The sequence below is a fragment of the Dongia rigui genome, assembly GCF_034044635.1.
GTDB lineage: Bacteria > Pseudomonadota > Alphaproteobacteria > Dongiales > Dongiaceae > Dongia > Dongia rigui.
This window is the reverse complement of the sequence record NZ_JAXCLX010000002.1, coordinates 148,055-174,372: the sequence shown is the minus strand read 5'-3', so window position 1 is coordinate 174,372 and position 26,318 is coordinate 148,055. Positions and strand designations below refer to the sequence as shown.

27 protein-coding genes are annotated in these 26,318 nt (G+C 63.2%); 10 read left to right on the top strand and 17 right to left on the bottom strand.

The window, feature by feature from the left end:
- Positions 1-39: 39 nt before the first annotated feature.
- The 7 genes from SMD31_RS12290 to SMD31_RS12260 form a co-directional block, all read right to left on the bottom strand.
- On the bottom strand, positions 40-1,362 hold the full coding sequence (locus tag SMD31_RS12290; RefSeq protein WP_320501189.1) for an aspartate aminotransferase family protein: 1,323 nt from the start codon (positions 1,360-1,362) through the stop codon (positions 40-42).
- A gap of 29 nt (positions 1,363-1,391) precedes the next feature.
- Positions 1,392-2,060, bottom strand: a complete 669-nt coding sequence (locus SMD31_RS12285; protein ID WP_320501188.1) for an ABC-type transport auxiliary lipoprotein family protein — start codon at positions 2,058-2,060, stop codon at positions 1,392-1,394.
- Positions 2,057-2,995: an MlaD family protein gene (locus SMD31_RS12280; protein WP_320501187.1), complete on the bottom strand. Its 939-nt coding sequence runs from the start codon at positions 2,993-2,995 to the stop codon at positions 2,057-2,059. Before SMD31_RS12280 ends, SMD31_RS12285 begins: the two co-directional genes overlap by 4 nt.
- A 21-nt stretch (positions 2,996-3,016) precedes the next feature.
- A complete protein-coding gene (locus SMD31_RS12275) occupies positions 3,017-3,790 on the bottom strand; it encodes an ABC transporter ATP-binding protein (protein ID WP_320501186.1) in 774 nt (257 codons plus the stop codon).
- Between the two features lie 5 nt (positions 3,791-3,795).
- Positions 3,796-4,923 (bottom strand): MlaE family ABC transporter permease, encoded by a 1,128-nt coding sequence (locus tag SMD31_RS12270; RefSeq protein ID WP_320501185.1) that lies wholly within the window; start codon positions 4,921-4,923, stop codon positions 3,796-3,798.
- Between the two features lie 73 nt (positions 4,924-4,996).
- Positions 4,997-6,292, bottom strand: coding sequence for a type III PLP-dependent enzyme (locus SMD31_RS12265; protein ID WP_320501184.1), 1,296 nt, complete (start codon positions 6,290-6,292; stop codon positions 4,997-4,999).
- 238 nt (positions 6,293-6,530) lie between these two features.
- Positions 6,531-7,043, bottom strand: a complete 513-nt coding sequence (locus tag SMD31_RS12260) for an Lrp/AsnC family transcriptional regulator (RefSeq protein ID WP_320501183.1) — start codon at positions 7,041-7,043, stop codon at positions 6,531-6,533.
- A gap of 103 nt (positions 7,044-7,146) precedes the next feature.
- Here SMD31_RS12260 and SMD31_RS12255 point away from each other — a divergent pair, with 103 nt between their 5' ends.
- Positions 7,147-7,662: an adenine phosphoribosyltransferase gene (locus SMD31_RS12255; protein WP_320501182.1), complete on the top strand. Its 516-nt coding sequence runs from the start codon at positions 7,147-7,149 to the stop codon at positions 7,660-7,662.
- On the opposite strand, the gene SMD31_RS12250 is transcribed toward SMD31_RS12255, so the two are convergent.
- The 6 genes from SMD31_RS12250 to speB all read right to left on the bottom strand — a co-directional run bounded on the left by SMD31_RS12250 (position 7,650) and on the right by speB (position 13,217).
- Complete coding sequence (locus SMD31_RS12250) at positions 7,650-8,882, bottom strand: RNA polymerase sigma factor (protein WP_320501181.1); 1,233 nt, start codon at positions 8,880-8,882, stop codon at positions 7,650-7,652. The two genes, SMD31_RS12255 and SMD31_RS12250, sit on opposite strands and share 13 nt — an antisense overlap.
- Positions 8,863-9,225, bottom strand: coding sequence for a YciI family protein (locus SMD31_RS12245; RefSeq protein ID WP_320501180.1), 363 nt, complete (start codon positions 9,223-9,225; stop codon positions 8,863-8,865). The genes SMD31_RS12250 and SMD31_RS12245 overlap by 20 nt, the downstream gene beginning before the upstream one ends.
- A 113-nt stretch (positions 9,226-9,338) precedes the next feature.
- The gene (locus SMD31_RS12240) at positions 9,339-10,568 is read right to left on the bottom strand and encodes an amidase (protein ID WP_320501179.1); all 1,230 of its coding nucleotides are present in this window, start codon (positions 10,566-10,568) and stop codon (positions 9,339-9,341) included.
- Positions 10,540-10,812 (bottom strand): hypothetical protein, encoded by a 273-nt coding sequence (locus tag SMD31_RS12235; protein WP_320501178.1) that lies wholly within the window; start codon positions 10,810-10,812, stop codon positions 10,540-10,542. The genes SMD31_RS12240 and SMD31_RS12235 overlap by 29 nt, the downstream gene beginning before the upstream one ends.
- A gap of 137 nt (positions 10,813-10,949) precedes the next feature.
- A complete protein-coding gene (locus tag SMD31_RS12230) occupies positions 10,950-12,221 on the bottom strand; it encodes a cysteine desulfurase-like protein (RefSeq protein WP_320501177.1) in 1,272 nt (423 codons plus the stop codon).
- A 27-nt stretch (positions 12,222-12,248) separates the two neighbouring features.
- Positions 12,249-13,217, bottom strand: coding sequence for an agmatinase (speB, locus tag SMD31_RS12225; RefSeq protein ID WP_320501176.1), 969 nt, complete (start codon positions 13,215-13,217; stop codon positions 12,249-12,251).
- A 99-nt stretch (positions 13,218-13,316) separates the two neighbouring features.
- On the opposite strand from speB, the gene SMD31_RS12220 reads away from it, so the two are divergent.
- The 3 genes from SMD31_RS12220 to SMD31_RS12210 are packed head-to-tail and all read left to right on the top strand — an operon-like array spanning position 13,317 to position 16,133.
- Complete coding sequence (locus tag SMD31_RS12220) at positions 13,317-14,228, top strand: LysR family transcriptional regulator (RefSeq protein WP_320501175.1); 912 nt, start codon at positions 13,317-13,319, stop codon at positions 14,226-14,228.
- Position 14,229: 1 nt separating this feature from the next.
- A complete protein-coding gene (locus SMD31_RS12215; RefSeq protein ID WP_320501174.1) occupies positions 14,230-14,988 on the top strand; it encodes a cyclase family protein in 759 nt (252 codons plus the stop codon).
- Between the two features lie 41 nt (positions 14,989-15,029).
- Complete coding sequence (locus tag SMD31_RS12210; RefSeq protein ID WP_320501173.1) at positions 15,030-16,133, top strand: hypothetical protein; 1,104 nt, start codon at positions 15,030-15,032, stop codon at positions 16,131-16,133.
- Here SMD31_RS12210 and SMD31_RS12205 read toward each other — a convergent pair.
- Positions 16,130-17,827 (bottom strand): sensor histidine kinase, encoded by a 1,698-nt coding sequence (locus SMD31_RS12205; RefSeq protein ID WP_320501172.1) that lies wholly within the window; start codon positions 17,825-17,827, stop codon positions 16,130-16,132. The genes SMD31_RS12210 and SMD31_RS12205 overlap by 4 nt on opposite strands.
- A complete protein-coding gene (locus SMD31_RS12200; RefSeq protein WP_320501171.1) occupies positions 17,824-18,546 on the bottom strand; it encodes a helix-turn-helix transcriptional regulator in 723 nt (240 codons plus the stop codon). The genes SMD31_RS12205 and SMD31_RS12200 overlap by 4 nt, the downstream gene beginning before the upstream one ends.
- A gap of 65 nt (positions 18,547-18,611) precedes the next feature.
- On the opposite strand from SMD31_RS12200, the gene SMD31_RS12195 reads away from it, so the two are divergent.
- From SMD31_RS12195 to SMD31_RS12170, 6 genes are all read left to right on the top strand, one after another.
- Positions 18,612-20,651 carry a BTAD domain-containing putative transcriptional regulator gene (locus tag SMD31_RS12195; protein ID WP_320501170.1) on the top strand — a complete coding sequence of 680 codons (2,040 nt, stop codon included), beginning with the start codon at positions 18,612-18,614 and terminating at the stop codon, positions 20,649-20,651.
- A 23-nt stretch (positions 20,652-20,674) separates the two neighbouring features.
- Positions 20,675-21,085, top strand: a complete 411-nt coding sequence (locus SMD31_RS12190) for a hypothetical protein (protein WP_320501169.1) — start codon at positions 20,675-20,677, stop codon at positions 21,083-21,085.
- 9 nt (positions 21,086-21,094) lie between these two features.
- A complete protein-coding gene (locus SMD31_RS12185) occupies positions 21,095-22,285 on the top strand; it encodes a YcaO-like family protein (protein ID WP_320501168.1) in 1,191 nt (396 codons plus the stop codon).
- Positions 22,282-23,004 (top strand): TfuA-like protein, encoded by a 723-nt coding sequence (locus SMD31_RS12180; RefSeq protein WP_320501167.1) that lies wholly within the window; start codon positions 22,282-22,284, stop codon positions 23,002-23,004. Before SMD31_RS12185 ends, SMD31_RS12180 begins: the two co-directional genes overlap by 4 nt.
- 2 nt (positions 23,005-23,006) lie before the next feature.
- Positions 23,007-24,122: a hypothetical protein gene (locus tag SMD31_RS12175; protein WP_320501166.1), complete on the top strand. Its 1,116-nt coding sequence runs from the start codon at positions 23,007-23,009 to the stop codon at positions 24,120-24,122.
- A 61-nt stretch (positions 24,123-24,183) separates the two neighbouring features.
- Positions 24,184-24,627 carry a helix-turn-helix domain-containing protein gene (locus SMD31_RS12170; RefSeq protein ID WP_320501165.1) on the top strand — a complete coding sequence of 148 codons (444 nt, stop codon included), beginning with the start codon at positions 24,184-24,186 and terminating at the stop codon, positions 24,625-24,627.
- 26 nt (positions 24,628-24,653) lie between these two features.
- On the opposite strand, the gene SMD31_RS12165 is transcribed toward SMD31_RS12170, so the two are convergent.
- Both SMD31_RS12165 and SMD31_RS12160 read right to left on the bottom strand, forming a co-directional pair.
- On the bottom strand, positions 24,654-25,085 hold the full coding sequence (locus SMD31_RS12165) for a hypothetical protein (RefSeq protein ID WP_320501164.1): 432 nt from the start codon (positions 25,083-25,085) through the stop codon (positions 24,654-24,656).
- A 210-nt stretch (positions 25,086-25,295) separates the two neighbouring features.
- The gene (locus tag SMD31_RS12160) at positions 25,296-26,300 is read right to left on the bottom strand and encodes an ABC transporter ATP-binding protein (RefSeq protein ID WP_320501163.1); all 1,005 of its coding nucleotides are present in this window, start codon (positions 26,298-26,300) and stop codon (positions 25,296-25,298) included.
- Between the last annotated feature and the right edge of the window lie 18 nt (positions 26,301-26,318).

Below are 26,318 nucleotides of genomic sequence, written 5' to 3'. Positions count from 1 at the left end.
TTTGCCAAATCACAGGCTTAGTGGCTGCGACGTGCATGATCATCCGATGGTTTGCTTCAAGGCCGTGCCCATCTTCTCGATGATCTCGTCGAGCTGCGCGTCCGTGAGGTTGAAGGGCGGCGCCAAGGTGATGTGGTCGCCACTTTTGCCGTCAATGCAGCCAGCAGCCGGATAGGTTATCAGTCCTTCCGCCATGCCCGCCTGGCGGAATTTCAGCCACTTTTTCTCCGCCGGATCAAAGGCTTGTTTCGTCTCCCGGTCAGCCACCAGTTCCAGGCCGATGAAGAGCCCGCGGCCACGGATATCGCCGACATGCGGATGCTGGCCAAAGGCATCGTTGAGCCGCGCCCGCAGCTTGGTGCTGAGATCCTTCACGCGGTCGAGCAGATTCTCCTCGGCGATCACCTGCTGAACGGCCAAGGCCGCGGCGCAGGACATGGTGTGGCCGGCATAGGTATGGCCGTGCTTCAGCTGGCCCGATCCCTTTTCCAAGGCCCCCACGATCTTGTCATGAGCCAGGAAGGCGCCAATCGGCTGATAGCCGGCACCCAGGCCCTTGGCCATGGTGAGGATGTCGGGTGTCACACCATCCTCGGCGCAGGCATAAAGATGGCCGGTCCGCCCCATGCCGCACATCACTTCATCGAACACCAGCAGCACACCGTAACGGTCGCAGATCTCCCGCAGCCGCGCGAGATAACCCGGCACCGGTTCCGCACAACCCAGCGACGAGCCGGCGATTGGCTCGGCGAAAAAGGCCGCCACCGTCTCCGGCCCCTGTTTCAGGATCGCCGCCTCAAGTTCATTGGCGATGCGCAAGCCGTATTGCTCGGCGCTCTCATCGGCACGGCGTTCGCGGTATTCATAGCAGGGCGAGATATGCGTCACCGGCAGCAGCAGCGGCTCATAGGTCTGGCGGCGGTTAAAATCATGCCCCAGCGACAGCGCGCCCAGGGTATTGCCGTGATAGCTGCGCTCGCGGGCGATGAAATGCTTGCGCTGCGGCTGGCCGATCTCCAGGAAATATTGGCGCGCGAGCTTCATGGCCGCTTCGATCGCCTCCGACCCGCCGGAGACAAAGAAGGCATGGCTGAGGCCAGCTGGTGCCTGCGCCGTCAGCGTGTCCGCCAGTGCCTCCATCGCCGGATGTGTGAAGAAGGCCGAATAGGCAAAGGAGATTTCGCCCACCTGTCGCCGCACGGCCTCGATCACCTTGGGATGGTTGTGGCCGATGCACGACACCGCCGGTCCGCCCGAGGCGTCGAGATATCGCTTGCCCGCACTGTCGATCACATAGGGACCGTCGCCTTTGACGGCCGTGGGGAGCGGATTCCGGAGGTCGCGATGCAGAACGTGAGACATGGTGAGAGGAATCTCTGCTGATGTGGAAGTCAGGATTGCGGGGCGGCGAGAACGCCTGAGATGAGTTCATTGAAGACATTGCCGAGCGCGGCTTCGAACGCCGCGACCATCGCGGGCAGGCCGCCGCCGCTCGCCGGCTGCCGGGCCTCGGCCGATATCGACTTGACGATCTTGCGCTCTGGCATCTTCACCAGCTTGGCGGTGATGCGCACCACGGCTTCGCCGGCACCGCCGTTATAGGCCGCCTCGAAATCGCGCAGTTCCGATTGCAGGATGTAGTCGGGCTTGAGGCCGGCGGAATCGCGCCCCACGGCCAGTTGCGGCACCACATCCTCGAAAGCCTCGATGAGCTTCGACTGCACCAGTGCCGGTGCCGCATCCGACCAGACCCCTTCGGCAAAGTACTCGATGCGGTTGGCAGCACGGCTCAGTGCGATGCGGTTGGTGGCGAGATCGGCCCCCGCCTTGGGCTCCGCCACGACCAGCTGCCAGTCGAGCGCCGGCGGGTTGGCCACGGCTGCAACCTTGGGCGAGACGGAATAAAGGTTGAGCGGCGTGTTGACCTCGGGGATCACGTTGCAGGCCGCGAGCAGGCCGCTGGCCGTCAGCAGGCTGCAGGCACCCAGCAGCAGGGCCGCACGCCGGTCAATCGACTGGGTCGATTGACGGCTGGTCGATAGCGTCGCGGGGTCGATCATGGAGCGGGCACACCTTTATTGCGGTCAGAGAGGAAGAAGCGCGCCGGGTCGCGCTCCAATTCCTGGGAAATGCGGGCCATGGACGCGACGAGATCGCGCATTTGCGCCAGAAGATCCGTGGCCTCATAGAGCGCGGTGCCGGAGAACTGACGCAGCGGCTCGCGGTTCTCGGCCACCAGGGCGTTCATCTGGTCTGACGTCCCTTCAAAGGACCTTGCCATTTTCTCAAAGGCGTCGACCGCCTTCTGGGCTTCCCTGGCCGCCGGCCCCAGGGTCTTCTGCAAATCGGCGGCAAGCTTGCTGAACTTGTCGCCCGCATCGCCCACGCGGTTGACGGCCGCATCGCTGTCGGCGATCAGCGCATCGATCTGCGGCCCGCGTTCCTTGAGACCCGCTGACAAGTCGCGCAGATTGGCGAGCGTGTCGGTCAGCGCCTGCTGGTTCTCGCGCGACAGCATGGCATTGAGGTTGTTGGCGATGCGATCGATCTTGGCGATGAGGTCAGGTGCCTGGCGCGTCAGGCGCTCCAGCGCAGATGCGGCTGCCGGCACTTCGCTGCCTGCCGGCAACAGGGGCTGTGACGAGCTGCCACGGCTGACCGACATGCCGACGCCGCCGGCAATGCTCTGCAATTCAAGGGTCGCCTGTGAATCGACCCGGATCGGCGTGCCGGCGCGCACCTCGAAATCGACACGGGCAAGGGCGCTGTCTTCAGGATCGATGCGCACGTCCGTCACGCGCCCGACCGGGATGCCCCCATAATTGACCGTGCTGTCGACCCGCAACTGCGAGACGGAGCCGGAGAAGCGCGCGTAATAGCCGTTATAGCTGACCTGGCCCTGGAACTTCGCCGCCCACAGCACGAAGATGAAGGCGCCCGCCAGGAGCAGCAGCACGAAGCTGCCAACCGCCAGATGCCGAGCCCTTGTTTCCATGATCCTGCCGTTCCTTTGTGTCTATCGGGCGCCGATGCCGGCGGCCCGGGCGCGCGGCCCGTGGAAATATTCCCTGATCCACGGATGCTCGTCCTTGAGGTGCTCTTCGAGCGTGCCAACCCGGATGCGCCGGTCGATGAGGATAGCGATTCGGTCGCAGATCGCCACCAGAGAGTCGAGGTCATGGGTGATCATGACCACCGTCAGCCCCAGGCTTTGTTGCAGATTGCGGATGAGCTGATCGAATTCGGCGGCACCAATGGGATCGAGGCCCGCCGTCGGTTCGTCGAGGAAGAGGATATCGGGATCAAGCGCCAGCGCCCGCGCGAGCCCGGCCCGCTTCTTCATGCCGCCAGAGAGCTGCGATGGATATTTGGCACCCGCTTCCGCGGGCAGGCCGGAAAGGCGGATCTTCAGCGCCGCCAGTTCGTCCATCAGCTGGGGCGACAGATCCGTGTGTTCGCGCATCGGCGCCTGCACGTTCTCGGCCACGGTCAGCGATGAAAAGAGCGCCCCGTTCTGGAAGAGGACACCCCAGCGCGCCTCGATCTTGGTGCGCTCGGAATCGCTGATCTGGTCCATGCGCTGCCCCAGGACCGAAATGGTTCCGGCAGCCTGCCGGTTGAGGCCGATGATGGTCCGCATCAAGACCGACTTGCCGGTGCCCGATCCACCGACGACGCCGATCACCTCGCCCCGGCGCACATCGAGATCGAGTCCGTCATGCAGCACCTGTTTGCCGAAGCGGTTGACGATGCCGCGCAGCGAAATGACGTTATCTTGGCTCTGCGCCATGTGCCTCAGACCCCGATATAGGAGAAGAGGATGGAGAAGAGCGCATCGACGATGATGACAAGGAAAATACCCTCGACCACCGAGCGCGTGGTGAGCTTGCCGACACTTTCGGCACTGCCGGAGACGCGCAGCCCCTCGAAGCAGCCGATGAGCGCGATGAGTGCCGCGAAGAACGGCGCCTTGACGATGCCCACCCAGAAATGATTGACCGTGATGGCCTGGTTGAGCAGACCCAGATATTGACCAAAGCTGATATCGAGCAGCACCAGGCACATGAGCCCGCCACCCAGAAGGCCCATCATATCGGCAAAGAAGGTGAGGAGTGGCAGCGCCACCATGAGGGCGATGACGCGTGGCACCACCAGCACATCCATGGGGTCGAGGCCGATGGTGCGCAGGGCATCCACCTCCTCATTCACCTGCATGGTGCCGATCTGCGCGGTGAAGGCCGAACCAGAGCGGCCGGCAACGACGATGGCGGTCAGCAGCACCGCCATTTCCCGGAGGACCGAGATCCCCAGCATGTTGATGGTGAAGGTCTGCGCGCCGAAACGGGCCAGCTGATCGGCCCCCTGGAAGGCCAGCACAACGCCCACCAGCAGATTGATCATGCCGACGATCGGCAGGGCATTGAGCCCGGTCTGTTCCAGGTGCGAGAAGATCGCGTTCCAGCGCAGCTTCCACGGCGTCATGGCGAGGCGCGCCAGGGCACTGATCAAGGCACCGAAGAACGCCAGCAGATCGCGGCTCTCGGTGAGGATGCTTTCGACCGAGGCACCGATCTCCGCCACCTTGTCGCCGAGATTGCGGCGGGGCAGCTCGGCCGGCAGCACGTCCTGCGTCTCGACCACGCGCTTCAACAGCACGGCAAGGTCCGGATCGCCTTCCGTCGTCTCAACCTTGAAGCCGGCATCGACCAAGGCATGCCCATGACGGCGGATGAGCCAGGCACCGGAGGTGTCGAGCTGGTCGATCGCGGCAAGCTCGATGCGCGCGGATTTCCCCTTGGCTTCCGCGGGGATGGCCAAATCGCGTGCCAGACGCGTTGCGTGATCGATCGTCCACGCCCCGCCGCATGACCAGATGGCCATGCCGCCGCTGGTGCTGAATTTGACCCAACCGGGGTCGCTCATGAGTGCCTCAAATGCAAAACGGGCTGCAGTCTAGCAGCCCGCCTTGGCACAGCAATGATGGAACACCCGACGGTTAGATGAAATAGGCTTTCAGCGGGTCGAAGCCATTGAAATTGATGGCAGAATAGGTCGTGGTGTAGGCCCCCGTCGAATGCAGGCGCACCCGGTCGCCGGCCTTCAAATCGAGCGGCAGGCGGTAATTGGCCTTGTCATAGAGGATGTCGGCCGAATCGCAGGTGGGGCCGGCGAGGATCACCGGGCCGGTCGCGGTCGCCACCGTGTCCAGCGCTTCGACCCGGTAGCGGATCGCCTCGCCCTCGGTTTCAGCCAGGCCACCGAAGCGGCCGATGTCGAGATAGACCCAGCGGCGCTCCTCGCTGGACGATTTGCGCGAGACCAACAAAACCTCGGCCTCGATGACGCCGGCATCCGCCACCATGTAGCGGCCGGGCTCGATGATGAGGCGCGGCCAGGTCTGGCCGAAACTGCGGGTAATGGCGTCCGAGATCGCGGCACCATAGGCCTCGATACCGGCGACACCGGGCGCATATTCGGCCGGGAAGCCGCCGCCCAGATCGATCATGTTCAAGGTCACGCCAGCCTTGGCGCAGCCGTCGAACACGGACTTGGCAGCGGCGATCGCGCGGTCCCACTGGCTGGGGTCGAGCTGCTGCGAGCCGACATGGAACGAGACACCGACCGGCACCAGGCCAAGTTCACGGGCTTCGATCAGGAGTTCGGTCGCCATTTCCGGCACGCAGCCGAATTTGCGGTTGAGCGGCCACAGGGCGCCCTCGGCTTCGACCAGGATGCGGCAATAGACCGAGGCACCCGGGGCATGGGCAGCGATTTTCCGCAGCTCCTCGATGGCGTCGAAAGCGAAGAGATTGACGCCGATGCCATGCGCCCAGGCAATGTCGGCCGGCTTCTTGATGGTGTTGCCAAAGGAAATACGGTCGGGTGCCGCACCCGTCTCGAGGGCCGAGCGGATCTCGCCCGAGGACGCGGTGTCGAAGCTGGAACCGGCGGCGGCCAGGCGACCGAGGATCTGCGGCGCCGGGTTGGCCTTCACGGCATAGAAGATTTCGGCCTGCGGCAGCGCCGCCTGGAGGGCAGCGTATTTGCGCTCGACGACGTCAAGATCGACCACGAGGCAGGGGGTCGCCGGCTTTTCCTGGGCCAGGAACTGCAGGGCGCGCTCAGGCCGGGGGCCGGCATCGTTGGCGATGACCGCCTGCGGGGCCAATTGGGCCCGCAGCGAGGTCGCCGTCAGGTCGCGGGCGCTCACTTCCTGCGACGCCTTCTTCGACTTCGCCAGCTTCGAGTTCGCCAGCTTAGAATTCGCCTGCACAGCCGCAATCTTGTTCATCTGCCAATTCATCCTTCTCAAGGGCCGATGGGGGCTCTTCAGGGCCCCGGTAACACAAAGGGGTGAAAATGAAATCGCCGCGCTGGAAACCCCTGGTCAGAGGGTGAATCCCACGCGGCGAATGCCATCATGGCGGAGCAATAGATAAGAATTGTTTAGCAGGATTTGTCGTTTTTGATGGCCGGCTCGGCAGAATATCTGCGCAAGCAGGGGCCCCTCACCCGAAGATTTTTCTGCTTTAGCCCTGATCGGGCTTCAACTCGCCGGGGTCGATCAGCTCTTTCAGCGGATAGCCGGCGAACTTCTTGGTCTCCGACATGATCACATTGGTGGTGACCGAGGCGATGTTGGGGTCCTGCTCGATGAGCCCATGGTGGATCTCGACATACTCACCCACCGACCGGCAGACGAAGTGGACGATGTAGTCGAAATTGCCCGATATCTGGTAGCAGGCGATGGCCTGCGGCGTCCCGTCGATCAACTGCTCGAAGGCGCCCTGCTGGGCCCGCCCGTGCTTGTGGAGCGTCACAAAGCTCATGATCTCGACATGGTCGGCGACCTTGCCCAGATCGATATCGGCCCGGTAGCCGCGGATGACCTTCTGCTTCTCCAGCTGCCGCAGGCGCGTGTGGCAGGGGCTGGCGGAAAGGCCCACCTTGGCGGCAAGTTCCAGATTGCTGACCCGGCCCGCCGATTGGAGCGCGGTCAGGATTTTCACGTCCACCTTGTCGATCCGATGCGACTTGCGCATGCCTCTCAACCCCTCCGCTTTGGCCCTTTTCCGGTCCCGGCCCATGGCTTATACAGCCAGATCAGCGGCAGAAGCCACCTCCCCCAACCCCCTTCAGGCCCCCATGGATCTCAAACAGCACATCCGCCATGTCCCGGATTTCCCGAAGCCCGGCATCCTCTTTTACGACATCTCCACCCTGCTCGCCCATGCCGGCGCCTGGCACGAGGCATTGAACCGCCTCACCGAGACATTGCGGCCCTATAAGCCGGACGTGCTGGTGGGCATCGAATCCCGTGGTTTCCTGGTGGCGGCCCCCTTGGCCGATCGCTTGGGGACCGGCTTCATCATGGTTCGTAAGCGCGGCAAGCTGCCGGGCGAGACCATCCGCCATGCCTATGATCTGGAATATGGCGAGGACGTCATCGAGATCCAGGCCGAGGCGATCAAGCCGGGCCAGCGTGTCGTGGTGCTCGACGATCTGCTGGCGACCGGCGGCACCATGGCCGCCGCCGTCACCCTGCTGGAGAAGGTCGGCGCCGACGTCGTCGGCATCGGCTGCCTGATCGAGCTCACCTTTCTGAACGGCCGCAAGCGCTTCAAGATGCCGGTCCACTCGCTGCTGAGCTACGATAACTGAAGACCGTCGCGGCGACGTCTGAGCCACAACGCCTCGGCCGGCGGCGGATTGAGGGCTAGTGCGGCATCATAAGCCGCGCGCGCCTCGGCCAAGCGGTCGAGGCGCCGCAGCAGATCAGCGCGCAAGGCGTGGTACGGGGGAAAACCGGCCAACGCATCGGCAGCGAGTTGCGCGATATCATCCAGCGCCGCTTGCGGCCCGGCGATCTCGGCCAGGGCCACTGCCCGGTTGAGGCGGATGACGGCATCGTCGCGCCAGTTCAGCAGCGCGTCATAGAGTTCCAGGATACGTGGCCAGGGCGCCGGCTCGGCAAGGCTCTTCCTGGCGCACCACGCGCCATGGATGCTGGCCTGCAACACGCGCGGCCCTGGCGGCGCGACGGCCAGGGCAGCCGACAGATAGCGTCGGCCTTCGACAATGAGCGGCCAGCGCCACGAGGCCGGATCCTGCTCGGACAGCGGCACCATCGCCCCATCTGCCGCAACACGCGCTGGACGCCGCGCTTCGGCAAAGCGGATGAGCGCCGCCAGCGCCAGCACGTCGGGTTCCTGGGGCAGCAATTCGGCGAGTGCGCGCGTGAGATCCAGCATCTCGGCCCCAAAACCCGCATGGGTACCAGCACCTGCAGCATCTTCATGGGCCTTTGAATAGGCGATTTCCACGGTCGACAGGACGGCGTCAAGCCGTGGTCGCCAATGCGCCGGCCCTGGAATCTCGAACGGCACGCCGGCCTCCGCGATCTTGCGCTTGGCGCGGACCAGACGTTGCGCCAGGGTGGTCTCGGTCAGCAAAAAGGCGCGGGCGATCTCGCCGGTGGTCAGGCCGCAGACCAGTTTCAGCGTCAACGCCGCCCGCGCGTCGACCGCCACCGCCGGATGGCAGCAAATGAAAATCAGCCGCAAGCGTTCGTCAGGAATGAGGCGGTTGTCGTCCAACAGCATGTCCTCGGCATTGGGTGCGGGCTCCGGTGGATCCAGATCACGCCCGACCTCCCGCCGTTGCCGTCGCAGACTGTCCAGCAGGCAACGCTCGGCGACGCGGTAGAGCCAGGCGGCCGGATCCCGCGGCAGGCCATCGCGCGGCCATGTCTCGGCAGCGCGGAGGCTCGCCTCGGCCAAAGCTTCCTCGGCAAGATCCAGATTGCGGAACCGGGCGGCGAGCGCCGCGATGATGCGGCCACTCGCCTCGCGCACGGTCAGTTCAAGCGGTGGCCTTGGCATCCACGGTCATCAGCGGGCGGATTTCGATGGCGCCGTCCTTCATGAGCGGCACCTTGCGCGCAATCTCGATCGCCGCATCGAGATCTGGGACGTCAATGAGATAGAAGCCGCCCAACTGCTCCTTGGTCTCGGCAAAGGGGCCGTCATGAACGACCTGCTTGCCGCCGCTGGTTCGAACGGTTGTCGCGGTCGACACCCCTTTGAGGCCGGCACCGCCGACATGAACAGCCTTTATCTCGTTCTGGAAGGCCATGTGCCGCTGCAGCAGCCCCTCCATCGCCGGAAGGTCGTTCCGGTCGCCGAAATTCTGCTCGTTCTCGCACACCATCAACATATATTTCATGGACTTAGCCCCTCCTCCGGGCCTTTTGGGCATGCCCGTCGCATGCCTTCCACCCGGAGAGACGTTGAAGATCGACCGATTTCGACAGCGTTCCCAATTTTTTTTTTCGCGTTTCAGGATACCAGGTCTTGCGCCAAGCGCTTTGCCAAGGCCAGCAAGGCACGGTCGCGGCCATGGCGGGCGATGAGCGAAATCCCGACCGGCGCGCCATTGACCGCGGCAACCGGCAAGGTCACCTGCGGCAGACGTGCCAGACCCGCGATGCAGGTCAGCGTCAAGGTCCGGTCGCGAAAACCGGCCGAGTCTGCGGCGCTCATCGATTTCAACGGCGCGATGTCGGCGGCGGTCGGAATGACCAGGATGCCACCTTCTGCCAGCATGTCGTCGAGGCGGCTGGTAATCAGGCGGCGCGTTTCCGCTTCTCCCGTATCGGTCCTGCTGGCAGCGTCCTTCGACATCGCAAAGCGTTCGGCAATCTCGGGCCCGAAGCGCGGCTTTTCGGCTTCGATCCAGGCACCATGCTCGGCCCAGATTTCCCGCATCTGCAGGAAGCGGAAGGTCATGCGCCAGTTGGTGAGGCCGCCGCAATCGGCGCCCAAGGTCATGTCGATGGCGGGGCCGATGGCAGCAAAAATCCGGTCGCGATAGGGTGCCAAGGCAGCCGCCACGGCGGGATCAGCCAGCGCCCAGGCATCCCGTGCGAGATAGACCTCGCTGAAGGGCGTATCCTCGCCGGTATCCGGCGGCAGCAAGACGTCACCAACCTTGGCGAGGATATCCGCGCTGCGCGCAAACCAGCCGACCGTGTCATGGCTGCGCGCCAGCGGCATCACACCCCGATCATCGACCACGCCATGGCTGGGTCTGATGCCATAGATGCCATTGAGTGCTGCCGGAATGCGCACGGACCCACCGGTATCGGTGCCAAGCGCCAAATCACAGGCCCCACCCGCAACCGCCGCAGCGGATCCAGCAGAGGACCCGCCGGGGATGCGATCCGGTGCCGCCGAATTGCGCGGCGTGCCGTAATGGAAATTCTGTCCGTTGAGGCTGAAGGCCAGCTCGTCAGTGATGACCTTGCCAATGGCGCGTGCCCCCGCACCCAGCAGCCGCTCCACACTCACAGCATGCCGGGTCGCCGGCTTGTGGGTGCGCTTCCAATCTGGATTGCCGCAGCCGGTGACGTAACCCGCGACATCAAACAGATCCTTGACCGCGAATGTCAGGCCATTGAGGGGGCCGGACCCGGTGGGTTCGAGTGTTATCTCGCCTTCGGGCGCCAGGGCACCAAGTCGCTGAAGAATCCGCCACGCCTCATGTCTCTGTACCGTCGCCTGGTTCATCGTCCTCTTCCTGGGGCGTTGCATCTGGTTGGTCTTCCGGATGCAGCCGGCGAATGATGATATCGCCGTTCGGCTGCATTTCGGGTGCGCCATATTGTGGGACGGTCTTCAACAGCAGATCAAGCGCCTGCAGCATCTTGGAGATACCTTCGCCGGCCAGCTTCTCGGCTTCATCGGTCGACTGAGCGGCAGCTGGCGCTGCCAAAAGCATCGCTATCGAAAGAACCGGCGCAAACAACCTCATGTTGCCCTCCTGTCATCCCCCGCTCTAGGCGGGGGATCCACGAGTTACCTTCTGCCGTCGTCGGCAAATGTGTGGATGGTCCGCCTAAAGCGGACCATGACAGTGTAATGCTCATCGCATCAGCAACAAAGCGTTACTCACCGCCGCTGCAGATAGACGTCGAGCGACTTCAAGAAGCGGTCGATCTCGGCCGGGGTGTTGTAATGGGTGGGGCCGACGCGTACGACGCCGCCCTTGTCGATGAGGCCAAGGCGCGTCACCGGCTCGACGCCGTAATTGTGGCCGTCCCAGACATAGATACCCTGATCGGCCATGAACTTGGCGACCTCGGTCGGGTCGGTCCCCTCCATGGCGAAGGAAACGGTCGGCACACGGCGCGCGAACGACTTGCGGTCGGTGATGCCCATAATGCGGACATTCTTCACCTGCTCCAGGCCGTTGATGAGGCGCTCGGCAAGCCCGTGGTCGTGGCGCAACATGGCCTCGGTCCCGGCGACGATGCGCTGGCGGCGCGTGAGTTTCGGGTCCGAAGCCCCGCCATAATTCTGACCCAGCCAGGCATAGTATTCGACCGCGCCCATGATGCCGGCGAGTTCTTCGCGATTGGTGGTGCCGGTGACGAACTTGGATGGCAGCTCATTGGTCGCCGCGCGCACCTTATAGGCGCTGAGCTTTTCCAAGAGATGCTGCTTGCCCCACAGCAGGCCGTAATGCGGGCCATAGAACTTATAGGCCGAGCAGACCAGGAAGTCGCAGCCGATATCCTGCACGTCCATGACACCATGCGGGGCGAACTGCACCGCATCGACATAGACCAGCGCCTTGCCGTTGCTGGCGGCCTTCGCCGCCGCGGCGATCGCCTTCACATTGTTGATCGTGCCGGTGACGTTGCTGGCATAACCAACCGCCACAAGCCGCGTCTTCTCAGTGACGATCTTGCCGAGCTGGGCGAGATCGAATTCGAATGTCTCCGGGCTGAAATCCAGCCACTTCACGGTCAGGCCGCGCTCTTCCGCCATGATCAGCCAGGGCGTCACATTGCCGTCGTGGTCCATGCGCGAGACGACGATCTCGTCACCGGCCTTGAACTCCCGGCCCAGCACGCGCGACATCATGAAGGTCAGTGTCGTCATGTTCTGGCCGAAGACGATCTCCTCGACGCTGGCGGCATTGACGAAATCCTTCGCCGCCTCATGGGCGTCATCCACCAGTTTGCCCGCCAGGATCGAGGTTTCGAATTGACCGCCCAGATTGGCGTTCACTTCGGTCATCGCCCAGACCATGCGGTCGATGGACTGTTTCGCCATCTGCGTGCCGGCGGGATTGTCGAAGAAGACAGCCGGTTCGCCGTTCTGCACCCGCTTCAGGCCCGGAAATTGGGCGCGAATGGCGGCAACGTCGTAAGTCATGAGGTGCTACTCCTGAAGGATCGGGATTTACCGGCTGCGCTGGTGGCGCGCCTCGAAGATGAAGCCGAGGAAATTCATTAGCAATTGTGCGGCGAGAAAACCAGTGACCCCGGTCGGATCATAGGGCGGCGCCACCTCGACCAGATCCATGCCGACGACATCGCCCTGCTTGGTCAGGCCCTGCAGGATCTCCAGCACCTCGTAATAGAGGAAGCCGCCATGGCTGGGCGTGCCCGTCCCCGGCGCAATCGACGGATCGAAGCCGTCGATGTCGATGGTGACGTAATAACGCACACCTTTCGGGATCAGATCCAGCACGCCTTGCGTCCCCAGTTTGCGCACATGGCGCACCGAGAGGATCTTCGACCCGAAATTCCGCGCCGCCTCGTAATCCGAGCGGTTTGACGAGGAGACATTGCGGATGCCGAGCTGCGTCATGCCGGTGACATGGCCGGTCTCCGACGCGCGGCGCAAAGGATTGCCATGGCCGTAGCGCACCCCGTGGCGCTCATCGACGAAATCGAGATGGGCATCGAAATGCACGATGTGGACGGGCTCTTGCCCAGCGAAGGCTTCGATCACCGGTGCATGCACAGCGTGGTCGCCGCCCAGGATCAGCGGCATGGCACCGCTTTTGAGGATCTTGCGCACGGCAAACCGAGTGTTCTCGTGGCTCTTTACCGTGTCGGTATGGACGATGTCGGCATCGCCCATATCGACGATCTTCACCTTGTCGGTCGGCAGATAGACGACGTCGTCTTCGAAATCATAAGCGCCGCCATGGCCGAAGGAGAACAGCGTCGACGCCTCGCGGATGGCGCGCGGGCCGAAACGCGCACCGGAGCGGTACTGCGTGCCCATGTCGTAGGGGACGCCGAGCACTGCCACATCGGCATTGATATTGTCCCAATCGGTGCAGATCGGCTGCTTGGCAAAAGTGCAATGCCCGACAAAGGGCAGGTTGAGACGGCCGGTCTCATAGGCGTTCTGGCTCATGGCATCACTCCGTTGGCTTTCCTTCGGGAAAATGCCACGGCTTTACATTCACGATAAAGGGAAGATAATCGCCGATATATCGATTTCTCCGATGTAATCATGCGCCAGCTCAACGACCTCGATTTGAAACTCCTGCGCGTCTTCACGACGATCGTGGAAAGCGGCGGCTTGGCGCCCGCACAACTCGCCCTCAATGTCAGCCAATCGACGCTGTCGACCCAGCTGGCCGAACTGGAAAAGCGCTTAGGCTTTCGCCTGTGCCGGCGCGGCCGGGCGGGCTTTGCCCTCACCGCCGCCGGCGAGAAGCTCTATGGCGCCAGCGGCGAACTGTTCTCGGCCGTCGAGCGATTCCAGAAGGTGACGGCCGATGTCTCAGGCGAGATGAAGGGCACGCTGCGGATCGGGACCGTCGATGCGATGCTGAGCAACCCGGATTTCGACCTGCCGGCCATTCTGGGGGCCTTTGCCGGACGCGCACCGTCAGTGGTGCTGGAGTTGTCGACGGATTCACCCGACGCCATGGCCCGTGCGGTGAGCGACGGCACCCGCGACATTGCCATCGGCCCTTTCGTGAAACCGCCGCGCCAGGCAAGCACGGATGTCGCCTATCTGCCGCTTTACCGCGAAAGGCAGGCGATGTTCTGCGCCGAAGGCCATCCGCTTTTCGGCCGGCGCAAGGTGACGCTTGCCGACATTCGCGGCCATGCCTTCGTGGCGCGCCGCTATCTGCATCTGTTCGATCTCGAGATTATCGGCCATCTCAAGGCCGGCGCCGTGGTCGACCAGATGGAGGCGCAGGCCGCCCTGATCCTCTCCGGTCGCTTCGTCGGCTTCCTCCCCATTCACTATGCCGAAATGGTCGGCCGCGAGCGCCGGCTGCAGAAATTGCCTTTGGGTCCGGCCGGCGAATATGAATCGCCCTTCTTCCTGCTGCACAAACGGCACGCCGAGGATAATGTGGTGCTGCGGAGCTTCCTCAACCGCGTGGCTGAGAGCAGGAAGGCAGGCTGACATGGACGGCAACGATCTGGCACATGGACTGTGGCCGTTCTTTCGGGAGCATCTCGCCGGCGCCACTTTCACCGACCTCACCCATGCCTTCTTTCCCGGCCAACCGAAATTTGCCGACTTCCCCGATGAGGAACGCCACCTGCTGCAGGATTACGCGCTGGGGCACAGCTGCCAGGTGCATCACTATGCCCATGTCGGCCAGTGGGGCACCCATGTCGACCCACCGGTCCACTATATTGAAGGCGGGCGGACGCTGGATGCGATCACGCCGGCGGAGATGGTGCTGCCTTTGGTCATCCTCGATATCAGCGAACGCGTCGCCCGCAATCCCGATGCCGTGCCGACCCTTGGCGATATCGACATCTGGGAAGCGCGGTTCGGGCGCATCCCATCCGGTGCCTTCGTCGCTCTCCGCACCGATTGGTCGCAACGCTGGCCAGACAAGGTTCTGATGAGCAATCACGACGCCGCCGGCAAGTCGCATTGCCCCGGCTGGTCGCAGGAGGTCCTGACCTGCCTCATTGAACAGCGGAACGTCACGGCGATCGGCCACGAACAACTCGATACCGATCCCGGCCTCTCCGTCTCGGCCGGTGACGATGGCTTGGAGCGCTACGTGCTGTCCAAGGACCGCTGGCAGATCGAAATGCTGACCAATCTCGACCGCGTGCCCCCGGCCGGCGCCCTCATCATCGCCACCTGGCCCAAGCCCAAGGGTGGCTCGGGCTTTCCCGCCCGCGCCATCGCCATTCATCGCTGAATGCGCTAGAACGCTGCCAAACATGCGACGAGTACAGGAAGATGATCGCTGACATTCCCGCCGACATCGGCACCCATATCCGCGCGGCACAGATCGTGCTGCCCTGCCCCGACCTTGCCGCGGAACTCGCCTTCTTCACGCAGCGCCTGGGTTTCAAGGTCAATCTCATCATGCCGGCGGATTCACCGGCGCTTGCCGTCATTTCCGGGCATGGCCTGACCCTGCGGCTGGAACGGCGGCCCAATGCCGGCAACCAGACGCCGCTGCAACTGCGCCTGCTGTGCGATCTCAGCGCGCTGCCTGCCGGCACGCCGGAAGAATTGACGGCGCCGAGCGGCACGAAGCTGCAATTGGTCGACGTGCAGCCGCCCATGATCGTGCCCGAAGGCACGCAGGAGTTCGTGCTGTCGAAGGGTGGTGCCGACGCCTGGGGTGTCGGCCGTGCCGGCATGCAATACCGCGATCTCATACCCTCGCGCCTGGGCGGGCGCTTCATCGCCTCCCACATTCGCATTCCAACCGGCGGCCCCGTGCCGGATTACGTCCATTTCCACAAGATCCGTTTCCAGATGATCTTCTGCAAGGCCGGCTGGGCCAAGCTGGTCTATGAGGACCAGGGCGACCCCTTCCTCCTTGAAGCGGGCGATTGCGTGTTGCAGCCGCCCGAGATCCGCCACCGTGTGCTCGAGGCATCCGATGGCTTGGAGGTGATCGAGATCGGTTGTCCGGCCGTGCACGAGACCTTTGCCGACAACAACATGACCTTGCCGACCGGCCATTTCATTCCGGCGCGCTACTATGGCGACCAACGCTTCGTCCGCCACATCGCCGCCAAGGCCACATGGTCGCCCTGGCATCTGCCTGGCTTCGAGGCCCGCGATCTCGGCATTTCAGCAGCGACCGACGGCCTTGCCGGCGTGCGGGTGGTGCGGGCGGCGGGCGCAGGCAGCGTCGACGCCGAACCGCATGGCGGCGAGTTTCTGTTCTATTTCGTGCTCAAGGGCGCGCTGGCGCTGGGTGGTACGGTCGGGAATCACGCGCTCACGGTCGGCGACAGCGTCGTCATTCCGAACGACATCGGCTACAGGCTCGACGCATCCGCCGGCACCGAGTTCCTGGAAGTTCGCCTTCCCGAACTCGGCTAGTGGACTGACTGCACGCGCTCGGCCGGCAGGATGAGGCGGGCCGTGGTGCCGAGCCCCGGCATGCTGTCGAGCTCGACGCGCCCGCCATGCAATTCGGCAAAGGCTGCGGCCAGCGGCAGGCCGAGGCCCGTGTCCTGCTTCTTGCCCTTGGCACCGTGCATCGGCGCGTCGAACGGACGCATGGCGCGCACCAATTCGTCCTTCGTCATGCCCTCGCCGTGATCTGCCACCGCGATGGCAAGACTGCCATCACTCTGGGCCTGAACCTCCAAATCGACTTGCCGATCGGGCCCCGCGAACTTGATCGCATTGATGGTGAGGTTCAGCATGATCTGAACCAGGGTCCGCTTGTCGCCGCGCAGGATCATATTGGCAGGCAAGTCCTTGATGCTCAGTTCGACATTTTCACGGGCGGCGCGTTCGCTGGCCAGGCGCCTTAAGGCGTCGAACAGTTCGTCCAAGGTGACTTGATCCTCCATCATCTGCCATTTGCCAGCCTCGACCTTGGAAAGATCCAGGATGTTGTTGATGACCGCCAGCAGATGCTGGGCGCTGTAATGGATGTCGTCGGCATATTCCTGGTACTTCGGCTGACCCACCGGGCCGAAGCTTGCCGATTTGATGACCTCGGAAAAGCCAAGGATCGCATTGAGCGGCGTGCGCAACTCGTGACTCATCTGCGACACGAAATCGGATTTGCGCCGGCTGATCTCATCCGCACGGCTGCGTGCGGCGGATTCGGCCGCTGCATGCGAACTCAGCGCCGCAAGGTCCGTGATCTGGGCAAGATGCCGCCGCAAAAAGATCACGCCGCCGAACAGCAACAAGGTGAGAGAGGCCGCCAGGGCCATGCCGACATCACGCTTGCTGTACCAGGAGGCAAGGAGCTGCTCCCGGTCGAGTCCGATCTCGACGGCCAGCGGCAGGCCATGCAGGCTTTCCACCGCGGTCAGGCTGTCGGCGATATCCGCCCGCCCGAAATTGACCAGTACCGTTCCGTCGGCGAGGCGCAGGGTCGCCCGGTCCGCGCCGAGCGCCACAAAGAAATCGGCGAAATAGGTCGGATCGAGGCGGCCCAGGGTGACTCCGCCGAAGGACCCATCGCCATTGCTGATGCGGCGCGAGATGAGGAGATCGGCGGTGGTCGGTCCTTGCCAATCCAGGCGGATCGTATCGCCGGGATGGTCGCGATGATAGGCAAAGGCCATTGCATTCATCCCGCCCTTGGCAACACCCTGCTCGCTCTTCACGATGGCGCGACCATCGACATCCACTACCTGCATGTCGCTCAGCGCCGGCATGATGCGCATGACCCTGGCAAGGATCGGCCCCAGCGCCGGCTCGGATCCGGCGGCTGTGAGGGCGGCTGGCGGGCGGTCGAGGACCTGCATGCTGACCTCGACCGCGGACAAGGTCTGCTGCAGATGTGCCGCCGCGATCTCGGCCAGGGATTGGGCGCGCTGGCGCCCCGCGTCAAGCACGTTGCCATAATCCTGCGCCAGCAGGATCGCTGCGATGGCAAAGACCAGAACGGCAGCAAGAAGGGCGGTCGGCCATGAAATCAGCCAGGACGGCAGCCCCGCCTGCGCCTGCGCCTGCGCCTGCGCCTGCGTGACTTTCTGCTTTTCGGTAGGCTGTGTCATCAGGATCGTGGCCGGTTCGGAGAGCAAACAGGAATTGTCCGAACGCATCATGCCTGCCTCGTCGGCGGACACAGCGTCATCACGAGCCGCACCAGTTGCGCGGCATTCTTGCAACCGAGCTTGACCAGCAGGCCATCAATGGCCGCATCGACCTCGTCGGCATCGCGCATCTTCAGGGCCGCGATCTCAGCCGGATCAAGGCCACGCACGATCAGGTCACAGAGCTCGCTCTCGAAGGTCGACAGGCCGAAGCTCTGGGTAAAGCTACGCATCGCCAGCCAATCCGACTGGTCGCGGCTGCCGGCGAATTCGACGATCACGAACTGGGTGCGCTCACCCCGCTCACCCAGGCTGCGGTTGAGAACGTCGCGGAAAAACCCCTGCGTGTTGCGGATGGTGATCGCCAGGAAATGCGCCCCAACGCCGCCGCGCTCGACCATGGTGGCGCTTTCAAGGCCGCTGGAAACCAGGCGATCGAGGGTGGCATAGAAACGGTCCGTCACAATCGGCGTCATAAAACTAAAACGCCCGGACACGATCTGGATGCTGTGCTCGCCCGACAGCAATTGCAGGCACGGCGTGTTGGCAAAGGTGACCTGGCCGGTGCGGGCATCCATGACCAGGGAGGCGATGCGCCAATCCGGGCATATCAAGGCGGCAATATCCGAGCGCAAAGCCACGGCTTCCGGCTGCCCGCTTCCCATCGCACCATCGGCAACGGTGCTTCTGCACGTCGGCAGATGCGTCACATTGCTCCTTATCCCACTCATCGGCCCAACCTTACCGTTTCGTTTACTTTCACGCGCTAGTGTCCCGCAGGTGACGTGACGCCACCGTGACATGGGCCAAGTCTCCCATTTGTCTGAGTTTTGCGCTTGCGAAGCACCACCATTTAAGTCAGATTCTCAATGGGTTGGGGAATACGCGCGTTTATCGCATGGGATTAGAATCAGACATTGAGATTCGCCTGCTAGGGCTGCCGGAACTCGTCCGGCCCGGCGGTGCGGTCATCTTTCCGGCCAAGGGCTTTCAGCTTTTGGCGTTGCTGGCGCGCGCGCCATCGAAGCGCTTGCCGCGCAAGGAGCTGGCGGCGCTGCTATGGGACAACGATACCGAGGCCGCGGCACTGGGCAATCTGCGTCAGCTCCTGGCCCGGGTACGCAAGGCCGGCGGCGCGCATGACGATCTGCTCGATGCCGACACGAAGACCGTCGCCTTGGGCGGCGGTGCGGCCCTCATCGATCTCAGCCTGTTCGAAATCGGCTACCGTTCCGGCTCGCCGGAACAAGCATTGCGCGGCCTGCTGCTCTTCCGCGGCGAATTGCTGGAAGGCATCACGGAGACGACCGACGCCTTTTCGCACTGGCTGATGGTCGAGCGCGCGGCGCTGCGGGAACGCTTTTTCTCAGCCGCCTCCTCCATTCTCATTGAACTCACCCGCTTCGGCCGCGCCTCGGAGCAGGATCTGCGCGCCGTGGCCGATCGGATGCTGGCCCTCGACCCGGAACGGGAAGCCAGCTATCGCAGCCTGATCGAGGCCTATGGCCGCAATGGCATGCACGAAGAAGCCGAGCGGACCTACCGCCAGCTCATCGCCATGCTGGAACGCGAATTCGGCGTCCCGCCGCAGCCGGAAACAGCCGCCGTCTTGCGACGTGTTCTAGCCTCGCGCGGTCATCAACCGGGTGATCTGGCGCAGGCCAAACCGCAGAAAGCGCAACCACGCGTCGCCTTCATGGCGCCGACTTGGATCATGCCGGCGGGCGATCCGGGGCAATCAGCGCTGCTTCGTGCCTTGGTCGAGGATATTGCCAATGAACTGGCGCGCTATCGCAGCTTTGTCACCTTGGCACCGCATTCATCCTTCAAGCTGGCGCACGATTCCGGTGTACCTCTCGACAATTCGGTATTGCGCGCTGACTACACAGTGAGTGGGTTCGTCAAACCAAGTGAACGCGAACAACTGCTGGTATTGCGGATGGCCGATTGTCAGAACGGCGAGATTCTTTGGGCGGGAGAGTTCTCGTTCCGCCCAGAAGAGTTGGTCCGATCCTTCCGCCTGCTCTCATTGCAAGTCGCTTCTACGGTCGCAAATTCTGTTGAGCGGCATCTGCTCGATGTGATGCGCCGGGACGGCAACAACCAAGCCTATTTGCATTATCTCGATGGGCAGGAACTCCTAAAGAATTCCGACCTGCCTCGACTTCGGCGCGCCCGGCGCTCCTTCCAGCAAGCGATCGACCTCAACAATGGCATGGCACTGGCCCACGCCCGGATTGCCCAGACGCTGTACCTGGAGTGGCTGGCACTGGGCGGCAACGATCCCGAAATTCTGCGCCACGGCCGGGAATCGGCCGAACTCGCTGCCAAGATCGATCCTGGTGCCGGTTTCACGCATTTGATGTGCGGGTCAGTCGCTCTCTACCAACGTGACTTTGACTATTCCGCAGAGAAATTCGCCGAGGCCGAGGCGCTCAGTCCGAATTCAGCCGACTTTCTGGTTCAGCATGCGGACGCATTGTCATGCTTTGGTGAAGAAAACGCTGGTTGGGCGCATTTCGAACGCGCCGTCGATCTCAATCCCTTTGCGCCCGATCATTACTGGTGGGCCGGCGCCAGCATCCTGGTGCAGAAGAAAGACTTTGCCGGGGCCATCGAGCTTTGCGCAAAAATGGCGTCGGAGAATTCCGTTCTAAGGATTCTGACGGCTTGTCACGCGCATCTCGGCAACCGCAGCGAGGCACGCGCGTACTGGCGCCGCTTTCAGGAATTATACCCGGATACTGACCCCGCCAGCGCAGTCAAGCTGGCACCGTTCAAACACGAAAGCTCCAAGCAAACAGTTCTCGACGGACTCCGCATGGCGGAGCACTGATAAACGCCCAAAGGAAGGTAGATATGTCCAAGCTTTACATCATCGGCGACCGTGAGAGCGGCGTTCTCTTCGTCAAGACGGAACCACTTAAACTCACGCATATCAGCAAGGCGACAATCACCGCCTACGCGCAGCAGAAGGGCACAACATTCGACGCGGTATTCGCGCAGATCGCGACTGGTGCCAAGACGATCATCAACAAGACCGAAGTGCCGCAAACTTTTGCCGACATCGACACCAGCTATCAGGCGATCGGTCAGATGATCGGCAAAGGCGCCGTGCTCTCCGACGCGGATTTCTGCTTTGTCGCGGATATCGATGATACGGACTGGTCGTCCAATCGTTGGGCCGCAGCGCCTTTGTCGAGCGCGCTTGCCGATCTCAACCCCTCGCTGCCGGCGGATGGGCAGTTGAAGGACGCCCAGCTCGTTTAGAATCACCTGTTGTTCACGGAAGCTTTTTTCGAAAGCGGTGAGGCCGACCCACGCGATCTCCGTCAATTGGGGATCACGCGAGTCGGCGACATCACCGATCTCGATTGCATCGGCATTCCCGTCTGGTTTGCCTGCCGGCCCAATTCCCGCGCCCTGTCGGTTTCGCAAGGTAAAGGAAAGACGCCGGCATTGGCCCGTATCTCGGCGGTGATGGAAGCGGCCGAAGGCGCTATTGCCGAGCGGCCTGAAGATGTCGTCGCATGCTTCGCTACCCCGGACGAGATGGCCGCAGCAGCGCGCCCGACCGTCCCCTTTGCTCGCATGATGCGCTGCCAACCTGGCCGGATCCAACCAACTCGACGTTATGCCTGGGTGCGCGGCTTCACCTGGCGCGAGCGCAGCGAGATTTTCGCCCCCTATGAGCTTGTCGGCCTCGACATGCGGGCGGACACGCCCTGGGATCATACCGCTTTCAAGATGTCGTCGATTGGATTGGCGGGCAGCAACAGCCTGGACCGCGCGGTGATCCATGGCCTGCTTGAAGTGCTCGAACATGACGCGACGGCGTCACTTGATCTCTTTGGCCTTGGCGCCGGGATTGCCCGCCCGGTGAAACCGGCAGTTGGCGCCCATCCGACCCTTGATCGGCTGGTGGAACAGGTGAGAAGCGCCGGCTTCGAACCACGTTTCTTCAGTCTGCCGACACGCGTGCCGGTCCCGGTCGTGGGCTGCTTCTTCGAGCGATTGGTTGCCTCCGCCGACGGTGCAGGCGCCACCTTGACCGCCGGGTTCGCCTGCCGACCCGATGCCCATGACGCCGCCATCGCCGCACTGCTGGAATGCGTGCAATCGCGCGCGACGGACATTGCCGGCTCACGCGACGACATCAGCGAGCTGGGCTACAGCGGCAGCAAGGCGCAGTTGCCGCGTGAGACGACAACCCCGTTGAGCGGTTTCCAGCATGTCGATGGGCATTTGCCCCAATCCGAGATGGCCGATGCCGGCGCGCAGCTCGAACACTTCCTTGCGTGCCTCGCCCACGCCGGGATCGACGACTTTTATTTCTTTCCGCTGGCGCGACCCGAACTCGGCATTGAGGTCGTCCGCATCCTGGCGCCCGATCTTGGCACCGGTAACGACAGTGGTGTCGCCCAGGGCAGCGCCAATTTGATCGATGCCCTGCTGAAAGGCCTGGCATGACCCCGATCGTCTTCGCTGGCCCCAGCCTCCACGGCATCGCCTCTGAAAGGCTTGCGGGGATCGACCTGCGCCCGCCGGCCGGCAAGGGTGATCTGCTGGCAGCGGTCCAGGCCGGTGGCCAGGCGATCGGCGTCATCGACGGCTCCTTCGAATACGGCGCGTCGGTCTGGCACAAGGAGATTCTTTTTGCCCTTCGCCGGGGTGTCGCCGTCTTCGGTGCCGCCAGCATGGGGGCATTGCGGGCTGCCGAATGTGCCGCTTTCGGCATGGTCGGCATCGGCCGCGTCTTTGCCGATTATGAGGCCGGTCGGCGCCGGTCGGACGGTGACGTCGCCATGGTACACGCCCCCGCGGCCCTCGGTTACAAACCGCTGACTGAGGCGCTCGTCGACATGGACGAGACGCTGGCCCGCCTCCTGGCAACCGCCAAGATCGATGCGGATATCGCAGGCCGACTAGGCGCAGCGGCGTCGGCGCTGCACTTCAAGGACCGGACCTGGCCACAGGTTCTTGCCGCCGCCGGCATCGACGGCGCGGCAAAGGATGATCTCACAGCCCTCCTCCGCGCCCATCGCGTCAGCATCAAGACCGAGGACGCCTTGGCCTTGATTGATCACATGCGTGCGCTTCCGGCAGCGCGGGCAACGCCGCCTGCCTTCGACTTCAATGAGACGCTGTTCTTCCGAGAAATGATGACAGCTTCCGCGCGGCGTCCTTAGCCATGTCGGTGACTCAGCTGGTTCCCGATTGCGGCGGCTGGATCAGCGCTCTGGCGATGACAATTCCGCTGCGCCTGCTGCAACCCGACCACGCGCCCAAGACCGTCGCCCTGGGGGCGCTCGCTGCCGCGATGCCGCCCGAAACCTCTCTCTATCTGATGACGGACGATCCCGCCCACCCCGATTTTGCAGCCTGGACCGCACGGCACAGCCTCGGTCGGGCGCAGGTCATCGGCGTCGGCGCCGATGCCCCGGTCCTGGAATCGGAAATGTGGAGCCAGGATCCCTGGATGCTGGCGGATCAAGATGGCCGCTGGATCATCCAGTACCCGACCAACACCGATCGACCGGGCCGGCAAGCGAAGTGGTTTGCAGCAGCCCACGTACTTGATCTCCAGCGGCCCCTTCTGCATCTCGCCGGGGGCAACACGCTGACCGGCCCGGATTTTCGCATTCTCGGTGCCGCCAGCGTGGAGATGACCAAGCGCGTCGGCATCGGTGGCCTCTCCTGGGCGGACGCATTGGCGCGGCATCAGGCGCTTGATCCAAGGCCGCTATCGATCTTCGGCTTCGCCCTGCCCGGTTTGACGACAGGTCCAGCCGATCTGCGGCAGCAGCCCAGTCATCTTGACCTGGTTCTGTCGCTGACGGGACTTGCCGATGCCGACGGGCGCCCGCTCCTGCTGCTGGCCGATCCAAGATCAGGCCACGCCATCGACGCGCCGCGCACGCCTGGTTGGGCCGACCAGTTGGATGCAGCCAGATGCCGTCTTGAGGCGGACGGCTTTGCCGTCAGGCGGAACCCGGTGCCCTATGTGGCGCATCCGCAGTGGAGCCCCAACCCGAACCTCCGCCCCTACAACAATATCCTTCTGGAAAATGTGACCCGGCCGGGTCGCTCGCGTCCGCTCGTCTGGCTTCCCCAATATGGCGATGAGGAGCCGCAATTGACCGGCTTCGACGCGGCCAACCGCGGTCTCTGGCAGGATCTCGGCTTCGATCCTGTGCCGGTTTTCGGTTTCAGTGCGCTGGCCAGAGCCGGGGGTGGTGTGCGCTGTGCAAGCAAGGTCCTGAAGCGTGCTGGCGATGTCTGCACTCAGCCGAGGACTGGCACTTGAGTTCGTTCTCACTTAATTTTCTGGGATAGTTTTCCGACGACTCGGGATGGGGCCAGTTAGAATGCCGCGCGAACGTAAATCCTCCGGCCGAATGGCCAGCAAAGGCTTTCCCAATCCAATCGACGTGCATGTGGGCAAGAAGCTGCAATTGCGGCGAACGCTGCTCGGCATGAGCCAGGAACGCCTCGGCACCCTGATCGGGCTCACCTTCCAGCAGATTCAGAAATATGAATCCGGCGCCAACCGCGTCAGTTCAAGCCGGCTGTTCGACATCGCCCAGGTGCTTGATGTCAGCATCCCCTATTTCTTCGAAGGCATGACGTCGGAAGTGGAGGGGCAGAGCCCAGGTCACCTGCAAGGTGCGGTGCCGCTCGTGACCGATGCGGAAAAGGACCCCATGGCACGGCGCGAAACCTTGGAACTGGTGCGCGCCTATTATCAGATCAAAAGCCCCAAGGTGCGCAAAAATCTGGTCGATCTGGCGCGATCCTTGGGGAAGAAGTGACAGGTCCTTAAGCCGGCTTCACGCCCCTAGGCCGATTTCTCGATCGGCATCCAACCCAATTCGTGATCGATATAGTTGAGAAGGTTGAGAGCTGTCGGATAGGCATTGCCGTCATTGGCCATCTTGGCCGCCATTTCCGCGAGCGAGCGCACTTCCGGCAATTGATCGCATTCGCCGCAGAGATAGGCAGCGTAGGCCGGTCCGGCAGCAAGCGCGGTATGCACCATGCTGTGCCGCTCCGCCACCCAGCGCAACCGGCCGCCCAGATCCGACATCCGATCGACATTCTTGCGCGAACGATCGATCTCGTCGCTCAGCACCCGCGACAGCCGCTTATAGGCGGTGCGCAAGGCCTCCAACGCCTTCACTTCAAGCTCACCATCGGTACCGCCGATCTGGCTGCCGCGCGGACCCTTCAATGCCTGCACTTTGCGACGCGACCCATTTCCCTGCTTCATGGTAACCCCACCTACCCTGGTTACGGACAACCCTGCCGGACGCCCCTGCCGGACGTCCCTGCCCGGATCGGATGCGCTCGAAAGCACTTTGTCCAATAGACACATTTTGTAATCGGGGTGGCGTGACTCCGGCGTGAATCTCCGGACGCGGGTAGGACGGGATCGCGTTAAGACTGAATTATGGGCGTGATTTCAAATCGATAAGCAACATCAATCCGCCAGCCGCTGCCCATCCGGGCCAAATCGGTGCAGCTGATTTGCAACCGGAGACAGTGACACTTTCGCCCCCGGCGCCGCCACCGCCTCGCCATCAAGCCGCACGGTCAGGGTGCCCGTCTGCGGCACGTCGACATAGACGAAGGTGTCGGACCCCAGATGCTCGACGTGGCTCACCTCGCCCTGCCAGGTGCCGCCTGTCCCCATCAATCGCAGATGCTCGGGGCGGACCCCCAGGGTCTGCGCGCCATAAGCCGCGGCCGCAGCCCCTTGCACGAAATTCATCCTGGGCGAACCGATGAACCCGGCGACGAAAAGATTGGCAGGACGCCGGTAGAGTTCGAGCGGTGCCCCCACCTGCTCGATGGCACCCTGGTTCAGCACCACAATGCGGTCCGCCAGTGTCATGGCTTCGACCTGGTCATGCGTGACATAGACGATCGTCGCCTTCAGCAGCCGGTGGAGACGCGCGATCTCCAGCCGCGTGTTGACGCGCAGGCCGGCATCGAGATTGGAAAGCGGCTCGTCGAACAGGAACAGGCTCGGCTGGCGCACCACGGCGCGGCCGATGGCGATGCGCTGGCGCTGGCCGCCGGACAGTTCCGCCGGCCGCCGGTCAAGCAATTGGTCGAGGGCCAGCATGCGCGAGGCTTCGGTGACACGCGCATCGATATCGCTCCGCGCGACTCCCTCCTGCTTCAGCGCCAGTTCCATATTGCCGCGGGCCGAGAGATGCGGATAGAGCGCGTAGGTCTGAAACACCATGGCGATACCGCGTTTGGCCGGCGGCAGCGCGTCGACGATGCGGCCGTCGATTTCGACATTACCCTCCGAATGCTCCTCAAGCCCCGCAATCACGCGCAGCAGGGTCGACTTGCCGCAACCTGAAGGGCCGACAAAGACGACGAATTCGCCATCGGCGATGTCGAGATCGACGCCCTTGATGGCCTCGAACTTGCCGAAGCTCTTGCGCACGCCTTTGAGCTTGAGTGAACCCACGGGATGCCGACCTTTCGC